This is a genomic window from Paenibacillus sp. HJGM_3 (genome assembly GCF_045062745.1).
Lineage (GTDB): Bacteria > Bacillota > Bacilli > Paenibacillales > NBRC-103111 > Paenibacillus_AA.
Genome location: NZ_JBJGED010000001.1, coordinates 437,585 through 452,753 on the forward strand (window position 1 = coordinate 437,585; position 15,169 = coordinate 452,753).

14 protein-coding genes are annotated in these 15,169 nt (G+C 57.5%); 4 read left to right on the forward strand and 10 right to left on the reverse strand.

Annotated features, from left to right (window positions below):
* The first annotated feature begins 56 nt into the window (after positions 1–56).
* On the forward strand, positions 57–1,175 hold the full coding sequence (locus ACI5FR_RS01905; RefSeq protein ID WP_405449549.1) for an SGNH/GDSL hydrolase family protein: 1,119 nt from the start codon (positions 57–59) through the stop codon (positions 1,173–1,175).
* Positions 1,176–1,235: 60 nt separating this feature from the next.
* On the opposite strand, the gene ACI5FR_RS01910 is transcribed toward ACI5FR_RS01905, so the two are convergent.
* The 3 genes from ACI5FR_RS01910 to ACI5FR_RS01920 form a co-directional block, all read right to left on the reverse strand.
* A complete protein-coding gene (locus tag ACI5FR_RS01910; protein WP_405449551.1) occupies positions 1,236–1,664 on the reverse strand; it encodes a PH domain-containing protein in 429 nt (142 codons plus the stop codon).
* Between the two features lie 84 nt (positions 1,665–1,748).
* Positions 1,749–2,741: a zinc-dependent alcohol dehydrogenase family protein gene (locus ACI5FR_RS01915; RefSeq protein WP_405449554.1), complete on the reverse strand. Its 993-nt coding sequence runs from the start codon at positions 2,739–2,741 to the stop codon at positions 1,749–1,751.
* A 15-nt stretch (positions 2,742–2,756) separates the two neighbouring features.
* Positions 2,757–3,956, reverse strand: coding sequence for an MFS transporter (locus ACI5FR_RS01920; RefSeq protein ID WP_405449557.1), 1,200 nt, complete (start codon positions 3,954–3,956; stop codon positions 2,757–2,759).
* A gap of 575 nt (positions 3,957–4,531) precedes the next feature.
* Here ACI5FR_RS01920 and ACI5FR_RS01925 point away from each other — a divergent pair.
* Entirely contained in the window at positions 4,532–5,290 is a 759-nt protein-coding gene (locus tag ACI5FR_RS01925; RefSeq protein WP_405449560.1) for a polysaccharide deacetylase family protein, read from the forward strand.
* A 370-nt stretch (positions 5,291–5,660) separates the two neighbouring features.
* On the opposite strand, the gene ACI5FR_RS01930 is transcribed toward ACI5FR_RS01925, so the two are convergent.
* Positions 5,661–6,176, reverse strand: coding sequence for a DinB family protein (locus ACI5FR_RS01930; RefSeq protein WP_405449562.1), 516 nt, complete (start codon positions 6,174–6,176; stop codon positions 5,661–5,663).
* Between the two features lie 104 nt (positions 6,177–6,280).
* Between ACI5FR_RS01930 and ACI5FR_RS01935 the strand changes: the two genes are divergently transcribed.
* Complete coding sequence (locus tag ACI5FR_RS01935; protein ID WP_405449565.1) at positions 6,281–8,107, forward strand: outer membrane protein assembly factor BamB family protein; 1,827 nt, start codon at positions 6,281–6,283, stop codon at positions 8,105–8,107.
* 27 nt (positions 8,108–8,134) lie between these two features.
* Here ACI5FR_RS01935 and ACI5FR_RS01940 read toward each other — a convergent pair whose 3' ends face one another.
* The 4 genes from ACI5FR_RS01940 to zwf all read right to left on the reverse strand — a co-directional run bounded on the left by ACI5FR_RS01940 (position 8,135) and on the right by zwf (position 13,088).
* A complete protein-coding gene (locus ACI5FR_RS01940; protein WP_405449567.1) occupies positions 8,135–8,485 on the reverse strand; it encodes a P-II family nitrogen regulator in 351 nt (116 codons plus the stop codon).
* 102 nt (positions 8,486–8,587) lie between these two features.
* Complete coding sequence (locus tag ACI5FR_RS01945) at positions 8,588–9,448, reverse strand: alpha/beta fold hydrolase (RefSeq protein WP_405449569.1); 861 nt, start codon at positions 9,446–9,448, stop codon at positions 8,588–8,590.
* Between the two features lie 132 nt (positions 9,449–9,580).
* Positions 9,581–11,575, reverse strand: a complete 1,995-nt coding sequence (tkt, locus tag ACI5FR_RS01950) for a transketolase (protein ID WP_405449572.1) — start codon at positions 11,573–11,575, stop codon at positions 9,581–9,583.
* Entirely contained in the window at positions 11,553–13,088 is a 1,536-nt protein-coding gene (gene zwf, locus ACI5FR_RS01955) for a glucose-6-phosphate dehydrogenase (protein WP_405449805.1), read from the reverse strand. Before zwf ends, tkt begins: the two co-directional genes overlap by 23 nt.
* A 131-nt stretch (positions 13,089–13,219) precedes the next feature.
* Here zwf and ACI5FR_RS01960 point away from each other — a divergent pair, with 131 nt between their 5' ends.
* Positions 13,220–14,098 carry a LysR family transcriptional regulator gene (locus ACI5FR_RS01960; RefSeq protein ID WP_405449808.1) on the forward strand — a complete coding sequence of 293 codons (879 nt, stop codon included), beginning with the start codon at positions 13,220–13,222 and terminating at the stop codon, positions 14,096–14,098.
* Between the two features lie 77 nt (positions 14,099–14,175).
* On the opposite strand, the gene ACI5FR_RS01965 is transcribed toward ACI5FR_RS01960, so the two are convergent.
* On the reverse strand, positions 14,176–14,610 hold the full coding sequence (locus ACI5FR_RS01965; RefSeq protein ID WP_405449574.1) for a BrxA/BrxB family bacilliredoxin: 435 nt from the start codon (positions 14,608–14,610) through the stop codon (positions 14,176–14,178).
* 106 nt (positions 14,611–14,716) lie between these two features.
* A complete protein-coding gene (locus tag ACI5FR_RS01970) occupies positions 14,717–15,160 on the reverse strand; it encodes a DUF3905 domain-containing protein (RefSeq protein ID WP_405449576.1) in 444 nt (147 codons plus the stop codon).
* Positions 15,161–15,169 lie beyond the last annotated feature (9 nt).

A 15,169-nucleotide genomic window follows, 5' to 3' on the forward strand; every position in this document is an offset into this window, starting at 1 on the left:
CGTCGGTAGGAATCCGCCTTCAACATGTCGAATGCCTATTGCGGAGGTGTGGATTTGTGGAGACACATGCAGACAACCCGCGGCCGAGGCCGCTGTATACGTTTAACGACGCCTGGACGGAATGGCTCGCGGGCGGCAAATTTCCGATCGCCTTTTTCGGCGACAGCACGATTGACGGGGCCAATACGACCGGGTGGGTCCGCAATACGATCGGCGCGGACAACGTGTCCCCGAACGCGTTCAGCCGAAAGCTGGAGCGCCTGCTGAGAGAGGCCGCAGACAATACGCAGTTGCGCGTCTACAACGCCGGGTTCAGCGGACAAGTGTCGAGCTGGGCGGTCACGGTGATCGACGACGTATTCGGGCCAGAGTCCCCGTACTGCGACGTCAAGATGATGGGCATCGGCTTCGGCATCAACGACCGGCTCGGGTACGAAAACGAGAAGGCGTACCGGCTCGGCTTCAAAGCAAACATTACCCATCTCATCGAGTGGTGTTACGCTCAAGGGATCCAGCCCTTCCTGCTGACAACCCAGGCTACGCTGGAGCCCGGCGTATGGACGCAATACGTGCAGGATTACCCGATGCGGACTAGCGGGCACATCGACTCGATCGCAAACGAAGTGAAGCGGGAGCTGGCGGTCGAATACGGCCTGCAGCTCATCGACGTGAACCGCTACACCGAGCAGTTTCTCTTGTATTCGTCCCACAGCGCGAAGCACATTATTTCGGACCGGCTGCACTTCGGGGATATCGGCCATCAGTTCGAAGCGGAGCTGCTGTTCGCTCACATCGTGCCTCGCACGGTCGTGGCCGACAGCTTCACGAAGCTGGATTTGTCCAGCCAGCATTTATTCCGGAGCGTGCCCGAGGATTGGCTGACTTTGCCCGAGAAGCCGGCCGATTCGTTCAAGGTGTACGTGGATCATACCCTGGAGGAGGCGGAGGATCGCCCGATCCTGTCGGCCTGGGTATTCGTGCTGGCCAAGCATCCGCTCGTGCTCCGAGCCTACAAGCATGACAGTCCGGATACGTACGTCCGAATCAACGGTAAGGCGCGGACGCTGACCGGTCCCGAGACGCTGCTGGGCGAGCTGGATATGGGGTTGTACAAGCTGGAGGGGTGCAGCGGAGTGTCGATGCGAGTGGATTTCAAAGGATTTACGCTAGAATAGCAAAAAAAGGGACCCGATGAGAGTTGCCTCTCGTACCGGATCCCTTTTTTGTTTAGCCTTTTACCCGTTAATCCGTTTCTGGTTCTCGTGCGCAAGCGTGATTAACGCGACGTACAGCGGCTGCACGTTGAATTTTTTGCCGAACTCGAACTTGTGGGAAGCGACTTGCACATTGTTCGACTTGTAATACGGCGACGTGATGTAGTGGATGTCGAGCTGGCTGTCGTCGAATCCCGTCCCGGCGGTTTCCAAGCTCACTTCGTAGATCGAGTCGAGCGAGATGGACGCGACGCGGGTTTTGCTGCCCGTCACGCCCTGATGATCGATGAAGATGAGCCGTTCGTTAGTCACGATGAACGTGTCCCTGACGAGCTTGAACCCCATCTGAATCGTCTCGGTCGGCATCAGATAGATGCCGTATTTGCCTTGAAGCTCTTCGTTCGATACGTCGGAATAATTGCCGAATAAGCCGCTGAATAAGTTGGCCATAGGAAGAACCCTCCTCCGGATAGTAGGATTATCGCTCTCACAGTCTTATTCGACGGAACACGGAGATATCCCTACTCCCGCTGTTCAGACGAGAAGGATTTTCCCCGCGCCGCCGCTCCGTTCCGCCGCCTCGATCGCTTCCCGGTACGCCTCCAGCGGATAACGGCCCGCGATCGGCGACAGCCGGAGCTGACCTGCGTCCAACAGACCGACGATACGCTCGAAAGCGGCGTGCCATCCCGCGGGCGTGACGTCCTGCAGCCAGTGGCGCAGGTGGAACAGCCCGAACCGCACGTCCGCCTGGGCGGCCGCGGCGGACAGGTTCAGCGGCGTCCCGGACAACAGACCGATGCCGAGCATCATCCCGCCGGGCCGCGTACAGGCGAGCAGCTCGAGGCCGGCCGGGCCGCCTACGCTGTCGATGGCGACGGCGGCACCTCGGCCGCCCGTCAACTCCTGCACCCGCTCCGGGAGCGGCCCCAAGGCCGCGTCAAAGGCGTCGAGCACATGCTCCGCCCCCAGGGCAAGGAGCGATGCCGTATGGGCCCCGCTGCGCGTCACCGCGATCAGCCGGAAGCCCAACACGCGCGACAGCTGGGCGAGAACCCTGCCGATAGCGGATCCGCCGGCGTTCACCACCCACCAATCCCCGGGACGGCTCGGCGCGATCTCGGTGCACAGCAGGATGGCGGTGACGGGGTTGATGTACAGCTGAGCGGCCGTATCGTCGTCGAGGGAGTCCGGCACCTCCACCGCCCACTCCGCCGGAGCGACGGCGAGCTGCTGCCACGTCCCTTCTCCCCGCAGCGGCAGCACTCGCTTGCCGAGCCACGAGGCCGGGACCCCTGGCCCGACCGCCTCGACATAGCCCACCCCTTCGTACCCAGGTACACCCGGCAGAGGAATCCGGTGGGCATACGCGCCCCGGATCGGGATGAGATCGGACGGATTGATCGGGCGGGCCGCCAGCCGCACCAGCAGCTCCCTCGCCTGGGGGGCGGGCAGAGTCCGGCGCTCCAGCTCCAGCACGTCCCGCGGTTCGCCGAAACGGCGATACAACAGTCGATCCGCTTGCATAGTCTTCAGCTCCCATCAGCTTTTCCTTAATCTTCGCGATGCCCAGACAAGGGAGGCGAGACAGAGCGACCCCCATACGAGCATGACATGCCCAAGCGCCGTGGCCAAATCCGACCGGTCCGCCAAATACCCGAGCACCGAGAACGTCGCCATCATGCCCGTCGAGATCATCATGCTGAACACGGAGAGCATCGTGGCGCGGATCCCCGTCGGCAGCAGCTCGTTCAGATACGCTTCCAAGAGCGGCTCCAGATAGCTGATGAACACCGCCATGAGCAAGAAAGCCGCAATCCCCGCGGTAGGTCCGTCCGAGGTCGCGAATAGCAGCAAGCAGACCGAGAAGCCGATGCCGGCCGTCCAGATCGACCCGCGTTTGCCCAGACGGCGCTCCCCCAGGAAGGCAGCCGCCGCAATCCCCGCGGACAGCCATGTCTCGACTCCATTGACGACACCGATCGCCCGATTGTTCATTCCGAACTGCTGGAACAGCACTTGGCTGTAGAACGCAATCGACCAGGACATCGCATACAAGACCGCCCCATACGTACAGAGAGCCAGGAAGGCCGGGCTGGTTCGCGCGAAGGCATACCCCTCTCCAAGCTGTCTCCAGAAAGAGTAGCGGGCTCCCGCAGACTCTCCCTCCAGCCCCTGATCCTCAGGCGGCTCGACCATCAGGTATACGATTCCGAAGGTAAGCAAGTTCAGCGCGATTTTGCCGCCGTACACCCAGGCCCAATCGATATCCGACAGCCCCCCGCCTGCGATGCCGCTTAATCCGAGCGTGGCAAGCATAATCCCCGACAGCTGCGAATTGACGCGCTTAAACGACTCCTCCCGGCCCAGCCGCTTTAGCGTTTCATAGACCATCGCGCTCGTCGCTCCGGACTGGAATGTGCCGGCCGCCGCTCCGATCATGAAGCCGGCCACCGCTACGGAACCATGCCCCGCGATCAGCATAGCCGAGGACAAGGCGCCGATCACTTGGGCTGTCAGGAGGCTGATGCGCTTGCCGAAGCGATCCGCTACGTACCCCGTAGGCACCTCCAACAAGAAGCCGGTCAAATGATACGCCGATTCGATCAAGGCAATCTCCGTCAGCGAGAAGCCTCTCGACACGAGGAACAGCATCCAGATCGCCCGGTCCAAGATGAATGAATTCAGAAAATAATATACATAAAATAAAGGCACGTTGGCCGCTAACCGATCCCTACCCACGATCCTCATCCTTTTCCCATACAAAATAAAAAGCCGTGGAGCAGCACTCCACAGCCGGGATGAGTCGCAATCGGGGTACTAACGGCCCTATCGCTCTCCAAGTGGCTTAAGGATGTGCTGATCCGAATATCCGTCCATAGACAGACTGATCCCGTTCCGCACATCCGTGAATTTGATCGTCCGTACGATTTCGACCAGATACTCCAGTTGACTGCACATCTCTAAGTCACCTACTTTCCTTCCGAATCATTGGAACCTGGCATTTATTGTAGCACAAGGTCAAGATTTGTTCGAGCGCTTCTTTTTGGATCCGGCCACTTCCGAGTCCCGGTTGTTGCCCGGCAGTGACTTTTTCCCGCTGTTGTTCGCTTGATCCCGTGACATCCTGCTCCCTCCTTCCGCCCGCATTCCCCTACATTATGTCCTTCTTGATCAAGGAAGATGAGGAGAATAATGCTATGGAAAAAGGAGACCCTATACTAAGCAACCCCACAAAGTGAAGCAGGCCGCTGGAGTTTATTCCTATTACTTTGTGGGGACCCCGGGACATCTAACAAATAGGACAAGGTGATGGGATGAACATTAGCAAACTAGGGCTAGCCGCCGCAGCAGCCCTCCTCCTCACGGCCTCCAGCACTTCCGCTGCCGCCGCTCCAGCCAAAAAAGAGCGGTTCTACTATGAGCAGCGCGGCGAAATCGTCTGGGAAGTGAAAACGGACCAGAAGCTCATGGCACTAACGTTCGACGACGGCCCTGACCCTGAGCAGACGCCGGCCATTCTGGACTTGCTGCGCAAGTACAACGCCAAGTGCACCTTTTTCGTCGTCGGCAGACGGGTGCAGGCATTTCCCGAGCTGGCCAAGCGAGTCGTAGATGAAGGTCATGAACTGGGCAATCATACGTTCAACCATATCTACTTCAACAACGCCTCTTCCGCCGAACAGATCCGTCAGCAGCTAGCCCTCACCGAAGAGGCGATCGAACAGGCGACCAAGACGAGATCCGTGCTGTTCCGTCCGCCCGGAGGCACGTACAACGATCTGCTCGTAGAGGTCTCGAACAAGGCGGGGCTGAAGCCGGTGCTCTGGTCCTGGCACCAGGACACGCGGGACTGGAAGCTGCCCGGGGTGAGCCGCATCACCAGCAAGGTGCTGCATAATGCCCGAAGCGGCGACATCGTGCTGTTCCACGATCACGTCCACCCCCGCACACAGACGATTCAGGCGTTGGAAATCATCCTGCCGGAGCTGCAGAAACGGGGATATGAGTTCGTCACCGTCTCGGAATTGCTCAAGCATGCGAAAACCCAGCCGGTGCGAAACCCCGCCAAGTAAAAAAACCGTCCTACGGACGGTCCTTGGCGTTGGCGTTCAGTTAGGCGCGTGGGACGGGCAGGCAGAGGGGTTCCGTCCGCTGTTTTATCGGAATGGACTAACCTCTTGTTCGTCCGAATCGGAACGAGATTCCGCTATTCTCCCGGAAACCAGAGAAAGGAACCCTTCGTGGGAACGAGGTTCCCTTATTGCGGGTCAAAAGGGCTAGAGCCGTGCATTTTGAAAGGAATAGCGGAATGTCGTATCCCTTGACTACGAAATCAATGCGGTTTAGACCAAATAGCGGAACGACGTTCTCTTCACTAGGTCTTTTTGGCCCTCAAAACTTGGGCTTACATTCATTTTGATTATCAAGGATACCCCAGCGCGTCTACCCCAGATAGCGCTCTTTCAAGATGCGCATATGATGGCGTTCGTGTCCCGCGATGATATAGGCCAACGCCCGGGTCGTGAGCACGCTGTTGTTGGCACTGCCCGCCCGCGACCACGCTTCTTCCGGCAATCCCTTGAGCAGCAGCAGCGTGGCTCGGCGCACGACCGTGTACTCCTCCACCAATTGAGCGAGCGGCACCGCATCGAAGGCCGCACCCTGGACGTACGCGTCCTGGTCGAAGCCCGACAGCATCGTCGGGTCTCCGCGTCCGATACGCAGCAGCCGGTAGCTCATAATCCGCTCCCCGTCGATGAGGTGGCCGAGCACCTCCTTCACGCTCCATTTGCCCGAGGCATACCTAAACAGCCCCTTTTCCTCCGATAAGGCCGACCAAACGGCCGTGTTCTCCTCCAACGCTTGCGCCAGCAGCTCCCGGATGTCCCCCTCCGGAACCAAGCTGATGTACTGCTCGTAATAAAGGCCATACTCTTCCTTTGTCGGACGCTCATTCATGCTACGCCTCACCCTTTCTTTTTTCCTAGTATACCACTTTGCGTCCAATGAAACATTTTCCAATTCGGTTCGTCTAATAGGAAAATGAACGGGAGGCGGACACGATGCGGAATAGATGGGCCAGCTTCATAATAACCGGGATGGCGGCGTGGATCACACTCGTCACGTACGAGCCGGGTCGAGGCGAGGCGCCCGATGCGACTAGCGAACCGGCGGAACCGGCGATTCACGCAGCAGCACTTGAGCCGCCTAACCCGATCCCTGAGAGCGTTAACGAGGAGATGGAGCGAAGCCGACCGCACTTTCAAGCGGCATTCCCCCGTGCAGGAGCGGATGCAACGCTTGCTCTCGGGGATACGCGACAGCAGGTGCGGAGCCGGTTCGCTGCACCGGATGCGGTGAGGCGTGTCGGGTACGCCGACTCCCCGGAAGTCTACGAAGGCTGGCGGTACGAGGATGCCGAGCACCAATTGGATATTACTTGGTCCGCCGAGGGGCAAGTACTCGCCTTCACTCTCGCCTACCCCGAACGTTCCGGGGGGCGAACGACGGTCTATCGGGCAGGTCTCAGCACATCGGGAGAAGTCCTATATTCGGACGTGCCACTCCTCCCTTCCCGCGAATACGCAGTCGACTGGACGTTCCAGAGCGGCCTCCGGTACACGTATCTCGTCGGGCGAGCGGGCGGATCCTTATTCGTGTTGGGGGACGACGGAGGGTACAGCGGCGCCCATTTCGACTCTACCCTGTATGGCATTGACGCCGAGACGGGCCGGAAGCTGTGGGAAGCGCCGGGCAAATTCGGCGGGGTTGCCTTCTCGGCTTCTTCGGATGGGCGGCATGCGGCGATCCTCACTTGGGTCAACCCGGCGACCAAAGAGTATGAGACGAAGCTGCAATGGATGGACGCCCAATCCGGGGCGGTGGAATGGGAGCAGCGTTGGCAGGAAAAGCCGCAAACGGTCTCCCGCATGGCGAGCGCCGATGGAGTCGTTGTTGTGGAGCAGCGTCAGGATTCCTCGGCTGGAGCTGCCAATGCCTTCCAGGTCCTGCATGAGCGAACCGGGGACCTGCTGTGGGAGAAGAAGCTCTCCGATGACGAGAAGCTGCTGTACGAATCCTCCGGTCCTAATGTCATAGTCATCGGCAGCTGCCGCATTCAGGCCTATGATCCGCTTACCGGACAAGTCGCCTGGGTGAAGGATGCGCATGTGAAGGACTGGACGCTGAACAACAAGCTTCTGCGCAGAATGGAGCTGTCCGGCATAGATGTGCGACGCCTGCAGGAGCCGTCGGAGAGCGACCGTAAGCTTTGGATTTTGCTCGAAGAAGGCTTCACAAGCCTAGACTTGTCTAACGGCGCCACGCTCGCAGTGCTTCCCTATGAGCCTGGCAATTATTACAGCTCGGTCGGCGAAGACTACATGTTCATCCATAAGTCGGATACGTCCGTGTACTGGAAGGGGCGGGACTTCACGACCGGCTTGTACGATCTGAAGCGCAAGAAACTCCTCTGGGTTGCGCACGGCCGGGGAGCGTACGGTGTCATCCAGGGGGACACGCTCTACTACTTGCTGGACGATCGTCCGATGGCGGTGGATCGAGAGAGCGGGACCCTGCTCTGGCAGGCACCATACACGGTCGGGGAAATGGAACGGGGGGAATCAGGCGGGGATAAGCAGCTGCTTGTCGCGGGAGACGAGCTATGGGTGCCGGGGAACGAGCAGCTGTTCGTGCTGGACCGGCTTACCGGGGCTCTTAAGCATCGGCTCGGCAACGCGGTTCTGGGCAGCGCAGCGATCCGGCCCTATTTGACCGACTACGGGATGGTGACGTCCCTCCAGGATGGTCTTTACCTCGGTTCAGCGAACGGGACTTTCACGAAGCTGCGCCCTCCTGATACGACAAAGATCCACCATTCTCCCGAATAGCGGATCTCCTTCCCTTCCGAGCTTCTGTTATGTGTGCAGCTCGTCAATCGTCTCGTCGATTTGACCCGTCCGTACATTGTACATCTCCAGCACCGGCAGGACGAAAATTTTGCCGTCGCCCATCTCGCCGGTCTGTGCGGTCTTGATGATCGTCTGGATCGTCTCCTGGACCTTGTAGTCCGACAGGACGATTTCCATCTTCACCTTGTAATGCAGATTGACCGTATACGCCTTGCCCCGGTACACGCCGGTCGCATTCTTCTGCTGGCCGCGCCCCTGCACCTGCGTCACCGTGAAGCCCGTCACCTGAATGTCGCGCAGCGCCTCGATGACTTCCCGCAGCTTCTCCGGGCGGATAATCGCTTCGATTTTCTTCATGCCGCCTGCCCCCTCTCATTTGATTCTCATGTTACTGAAATATGCAGACAGGCGCAAGGCAGCATTTTCGACATGAATCGAGGCTGTATGATCTGATGGATGCTACTCGGCTAGGAAAGCAAGTACCTCGGGGAGGGCCGCTTGTGACGTTGCTAGGTGATCTAACTCCTGGAATCGTCTTAAGCTCGCGTTCGGGATCAGGTTCGTCAAATACTCGGCATGAGCAATAGGAACGGATTGATCCGCTTCGCTGTGCCAGAATCGAACGGGAACGCGAATATCTTCGAATTTGACGTTCCATGGTTGTCCGAAGCATCTATAATCATCCAGCATCCCGTACGGACTTTTAGTACCTTCTTTGATCATCGGGACAAGAGCTTCCTTGGCCGCGGCAGGTATTTGCTTCCTCTTCTCTTCAGGCATATGGGCAAAAATTTGTTCAATTAATGAAAATGGATCGTTATATGCTTTCTCGGCATAAGAAATAATGATTTGAGGCGTATCCACCGCGGATTGAATAAATTCTAAATCTTGCTTGTCTACCCCCCTTCGTAACTCCGGCAAGAATACCGGCCCTATTCCGGCTGAAATCGCAGTTTTCGTAATCCGGTGAGGCAAGCGTTGACTGCATGCCAATGCAAAAGGGGCGCCTCCCGATCCGGCAAATAACGTGAATTGCTCTAATTCTATTGCATCTGCGAAAAAAGCCGTATCCTCCACAACGTGATCTATCTTCCGACCGGGATGAGGCTCCGAGAGACCATAACCAGGTCTTTCCAAAACAAACAATCGAATGGCCGGAGCAGTCCCCTCCTTCACCATCCGATCCAGTCTGAAGATCAATGGGCCAAAGCGTACCCCAGGCGTTCCGCCCATTAAAATAACAGGTGTGCCGTCCGGACATCCGTATTCTGCATATCCCAAAACTCGCCCATCCGGTAATTGAATCGTGTTCTCCATCATGTCTCGTACTCCTCCTCAGAATATTAGATGTCACATATGTACTTTATATCAGATTATGAATTCCTTTATTGAATATCCTTGAAAAACAAAAGAAGCCGCGAAGCTCGCGACCTCTTGTTGTGTAAAAAAGGATTACTGCAGCAATTGCTTCGCCGCACTGACGACGCGATCTACCGTAAAGCCGAAGTGTGCAAGAACCGCGCCGCTCGATCCGGAAGCGCCAAACGTATCGACCGATATTACCTTACCACCGAGGCCGGTATATCGCTCCCAGCCCAAGGAAATGCCGGCTTCAATGGAGATCCGCTTGGTGACGGCATTCGGCAGGACGCTTTCCTTGTAGGCGGCCGGTTGGCGATCGAACAGCTCACGGCAAGGCATCGCGACGACTCGAACCGATGTGCCCTCCTTCTCCAGCTCCGCTTTGGCCCCTACGGCGAGGGACACCTCAGAGCCGGTAGCGATTAGCACGACGTCCGGATGAGCATTCGTCTCCGTCAGGATATAACCGCCTTGAGCGACTTGTTCTTTATTCCCTCGGGTCTCGGCGAAGACCGGCAGGTTCTGTCTGCTCAGGATGAGCGCCACCGGACCTTCCTTCTGCTCCAAGGCGTAAGCCCAAGCACTAGCCGTTTCGTTCGCATCCGACGGACGGATGACGGTAAGCCCCGGGATCGCACGTAGCGAGGCGAGTTGTTCCACCGGCTCGTGTGTCGGGCCGTCTTCACCGACCGCGATCGAGTCGTGGGTGAAAACATAGATGACCGGCAGCTTTTGCAAGGCCGCGAGCCGGATCGAGGGACGCAGGTAATCGCAGAAGACGAAAAACGTGCTGACGAACGGTTTGACTCCGCCATGCAGCGCCATGCCGTTGCCGGCCGCGCCCATGGCATGCTCGCGAACGCCGAAGTATATGTTGCGTCCCGCGTAGGATTCGACGGCGAATACCGATTCTCCCTTGATATCCGTCATCGTCGAATGCGACAAGTCCGCGCTGCCGCCGAAGATCGCAGGAACGGTCTTGACGTAATGGTTGATCGCTTCGCCGCTCGCGACGCGAGTCGAGATGGATTTGGAAGGATCGAATGTCAGAATGTCGGACGTGTCGAGCGAGACGGTTCCGTCGAGAACTTGCGCGAACTCCCGGCCTTCTGCAGGGAATTGCGCTTTATACGACTCGAGCAGCTGGATCCACTCTTTTTCTTTAGCGGCGCCTTCGCGTCTCAGCTGGGCGAAATGGGCTTTGACCGCCTCCGGAACGGTGAACTCTTCCTCGAACAGCCAGTTGTACCTCGCTTTCGTGGCTTGAGCTTCCTCAAGGCCAAGCGGATTGCCGTGCACCTTGTTCGTGCCTGCGGCTTTGCTGCCGTAGCCGATAATCGTCCGAACCTCGATAAGCGTCGGTTGCTCGCTATTCGCTTTGGCTGCAGCGATGGCCTTCGAGATGCCCGCGACATCGTTGCCGTCCTCGACGCGCACATACTGCCAGTTCACCGACTCGGCCCGTTGCTGAATGTTCTCGCTAAAGGAGAGATTCAGCGCCCCATCGAGCGAAATGTCATTGGAATCATACAGCACGATCAGTTTGCCCAGCTTCATGTGACCTGCCATCGACATTGCCTCGTAGGAGATGCCTTCGCTCAAACAGCCGTCGCCTACCAACGCATACGTGTAGTGATCGACGATCGGGAAGCCTTCCCGATTATATTTCGCCGCGAGATGCGCTTCGGCCATCGCCATCCCGACCGCACTCCCGATCCCTTGCCCGAGCGGTCCGGTCGTCGCGTCTACCCCGTCGGTGTGGCCATATTCGGGGTGACCCGGAGTACGGCTGTTCAGCTTGCGGAATTGCTTCAGATCGTCGAGCGACACCATGTAGCCCGAGAGGTGAAGCATACTGTACAACAAAGCCGAACCGTGTCCGGCCGAGAGGACGAACCGGTCGCGGTTAAACCACTTGGAATGGTTCGGGTTATGATTCAAATGCTGCGACCAGAGCGCATAAGCCATAGGCGCTGCACCCATCGGCAGTCCCGGGTGTCCGGAATTCGCTGCATTAACCGCATCGATGGACAAAGTACGGATCGTATCGATCGCTAATTGATCAATGGTTTGTGTGATAGGCATAACGGATTCCCTCTTTTCTATCCGAATTTTGGTCTTGCCGGTCTTCCCGGTCCAGCTTGTCGTCAAACCACCAGTGGAAACCGTCTGCTTCTAGCAGGGCGTCCGCTGCGGCAGGCCCGTAAGTACCGGCTGCATAGGGCAGCAGCGGAGCTTCATTCTCGGCAAAAGCCTCCAGAATCGGCGTCACCCACTGCCAGGACAATTCCACTTCGTTCCAATGAGCGAAGAAGGTCGCGTCCCCTCGCAGGGCATCCCAGATCAAATTCTCATACGCTTCCGGAGCATTCATCGGGTTGGCGCCGAGATCGAGTTCTATCGGCTGGAACGTCTCGCTCCGTCCTTGCTTCCGCGAGTGAAGCTGCAGCGTGATGGACTCCTTGGGGCTAAGTTCCAACACAAGAAGATTCGGCGAATGGCTCTCTTCTCCAACCGGCTCGCTGGCACCTTGGAACTCGACCACAATTCGCGTCGACTTCTCCTTCAGTCGCTTGCCGGTACGAAGGTAGAACGGTACGCCCCGCCAATCGTCATTGGCGATCTGAAGTTTGGCGGCGATGAACGTATCGTTCATCGAATTGGGAGCAATTCCCGGTTCAGATTTGTAACCGGCTGCGAAATCGCCCTTGATGACGCCTTCCGTATACTGCCCTCGGATTACGCGATTGCGGAGGGTTTCCTTTTGCAGCGGCTCCAGGGCTTCCATCACTTTCGTTTTCTTGCTGCGGCCCTTTCCGTTCCCGCTATCCTTCGGGATATGCACGGCTGTCATCATGAGCAGCTGCAGCATGTGGTTCTGGAACATATCCTTGATCGCGCCGACATGATCGTAATAGCCTGCTCGCTCTTCTACGCCGACGGACTCGTTCGCGGTAATCTGCACATTGGCGATTTGGCGGTCCACCCATAATTCGTAAAAGGCCGGATGAGCCTGCTGCAACGACTCCAGGCGCTGAACGATCGGCTTGCCGAGGTAGTGATCGATCCGGTAAATTTCTTGCTCTGCGAACGCTTGGCTCAAAGTCTGATTCAACCGTCTGGCCGATTCCAGATCATGCCCGAAAGGCTTCTCGATCACCAGCCTCTTCCAGCCGTTCGAAGTACCCAACCCGCTGCCGCGAATTTGCAACGCGATCGGCTCGAACAATTCAGGTCCGACGGACAAGTAGAACAACCGGTTCTGAGGAATCCCCAGCTCCCTCTCGCGTTTCTCCACCTGCTCCAAGAGCTTCCGGTAATCCTCTTCGCGCCCCACGTCCAGCACCCTGTAGCGGAACGCGCCGATGAAGCTCATGATCGTATCCGGATCGGCAGGTTCGCGTCTGGAAAATAGCTTGATCGATTTCTCAACATTGGCCTGGAAGGACTCATCGGTCCATTCCCTTCTTCCGAGTCCGATGAGGGAGAACGGCTGCGGAAGCTTTCCGTCAAGGAACATGTTATAGAGGGCGGGATAAATTTTGCGCTTGGCCAAATCCCCTGTCGCCCCGAACAAGATTATAGTGGCTGGCTCCAACATGATGATCCTCCCATGAGGTCTGATAACCTGATCATGCGATTAGTTACTTTTTGACTTAGAATCACTATAATACAAATGAGGGGTATACATGTAATTGATATATTGATGAGGAGCTATAGACCGTGTCTATAAACAATAACTTTGAATTGTACAAGGTGTTTTACTGGGCTGCCAAAACGGGCAGCTTGTCCCAAGCCGCCCACGCGCTCTACCTCACCCAACCGAGTGTCAGTCATGCTGTCAAGCAGCTGGAGAACAGCTTCGGCATGACGCTTTTTTACCGCAACTCCAAGGGGGTTGAGCTCACACAGGAGGGCGCGATCCTCTACTCCTATATCGAACAGTCCATGATTCTGATCGCTCACGCGGAAGAGAACATGCTGGCGCTCAAAAATCTGGACAGCGGCGAACTGCGCATCGGCGGAAGCGACTCGCTGTTCAAGCATTACTTGCTTCCGATTCTGGAGGAATTCCGCGCCAAGCATCCTGGGGTCAAACTGCATCTGCATCACGGCACCACACCGGATGTCATTTCATTTCTCAAGGAAGGCCGGATCGATCTGGGCGTCGTTCGCCTGCCGATCGTCGATCCGCAGCTGAAGGTTCGGGAGAGCTTCCAGCTGCAAGACTGCTTCGTGGCCGGCAGCCATTATGCCGAGCTGAAGGACCAAGTGCTGACCCTCGATATGCTGCTTCAATACCCTGTCATTTTGTTCTCCCGGAACAGCCGGGCCCGGATGGCGGTCACGGAGCTGTTTCAGAGCTATGGCCATACGCTGAAGCCGGAGATCGAGGTCGGCAGCGTCGATCTCCTCATCGAGTTCGCCCGCAGAGGGCTGGGCATCTCGTACGTCACCCGGGAGTTTGTCTTGAATGAACTCGAAGACGGCTCTTTGTTCGAAATTCAGCTGGACATCTCACTGCCACCCTCCCGTGTCGGCATCATGACGATGCGCAATATGCCATTGTCCAGTGCAGCTAACCGGTTTGTTGAGCTAATCCGCTAGGCAGAACCTCGCCGTGAACGCGAAAAACCGCCTCGAAGCACAAAGGCTTCGGGCGGTTCGCGTAACGCTTATGCAAATTAGCTGCAATATTTCTCGAAAGCGCTCGTCAGGTCGCGGGCGATCTCTTCGGCCGAACGGTTCTCGATCTGATGGCGTTCGATCATGTGCACGAGCTCGCCGTCCTTCATCAGGGCGATGGAAGGGGAAGAAGGCGGGTACGGCGTGAAATATTCGCGGGCCTTCGCCGTCGCTTCCTTGTCCTGTCCGGCGAAGACGGTGTACAGGTGATCCGGCAGCTTCTCATTCTGAAGCGCGCGCGCTACGCCGGGACGGGCTTGGCCGGCGGCACAGCCGCAGACGGAGTTGACGACGACGAGCGTCGTACCCTTGGCATCCTCGAATTTCTCTACGACGTCCTCAGGCGTCTTCAGCTCGGTAATGCCGAGACGGGTTAATTCTTCACGCATCGGGGTAATCATATCCCGCATATAAGCTTCGAACGACATCGACATGTGACTTCACTCCTCTATTTTAATGGTCAGAGTTGAAAAAATGTTGGGGTCTACCCGTATTATACATCTCCGACCGGAAGAAGCAAAGGGTTGTCGAACGCGAAAGTCACTTATCCGGCGCTGCGTCCGGGCCCGACTCCCCTGCGTCCTCGGCGGAAAGTCCGTCTTGATAGGCGACATCCTTGTCCGGATGCATGAATTTGGAGCCTGGTGAAGATGGCAAAATGCCCTGCTCGAAAAATTGCCGGTTCTCCTCGCTCCGGAACCCGATGTCCTTGAACGGATGCACCCACTCGTCCCCGGCCATTACGGCGGGATCGGTCTCCGTCGACCATTGCTGCAGCGGGGAATTGGGGGATTCGTACTCATGGTCGCCGATCAACACGCCATGCTCGTTCACGAAGGCGGCGCGCGGTCCCCGGCCTCGCTCGAATTCCGGCAGGAAGTCGATCTCATACGGATCGAGCTCCGGAGCGCCTAACGCCTCCAACGCTTTGGCGGGATCGTGCTCTTCGGCCGAATGGCCGTTCGATTGGTTGTTCGCAGTCATAGACGTTCC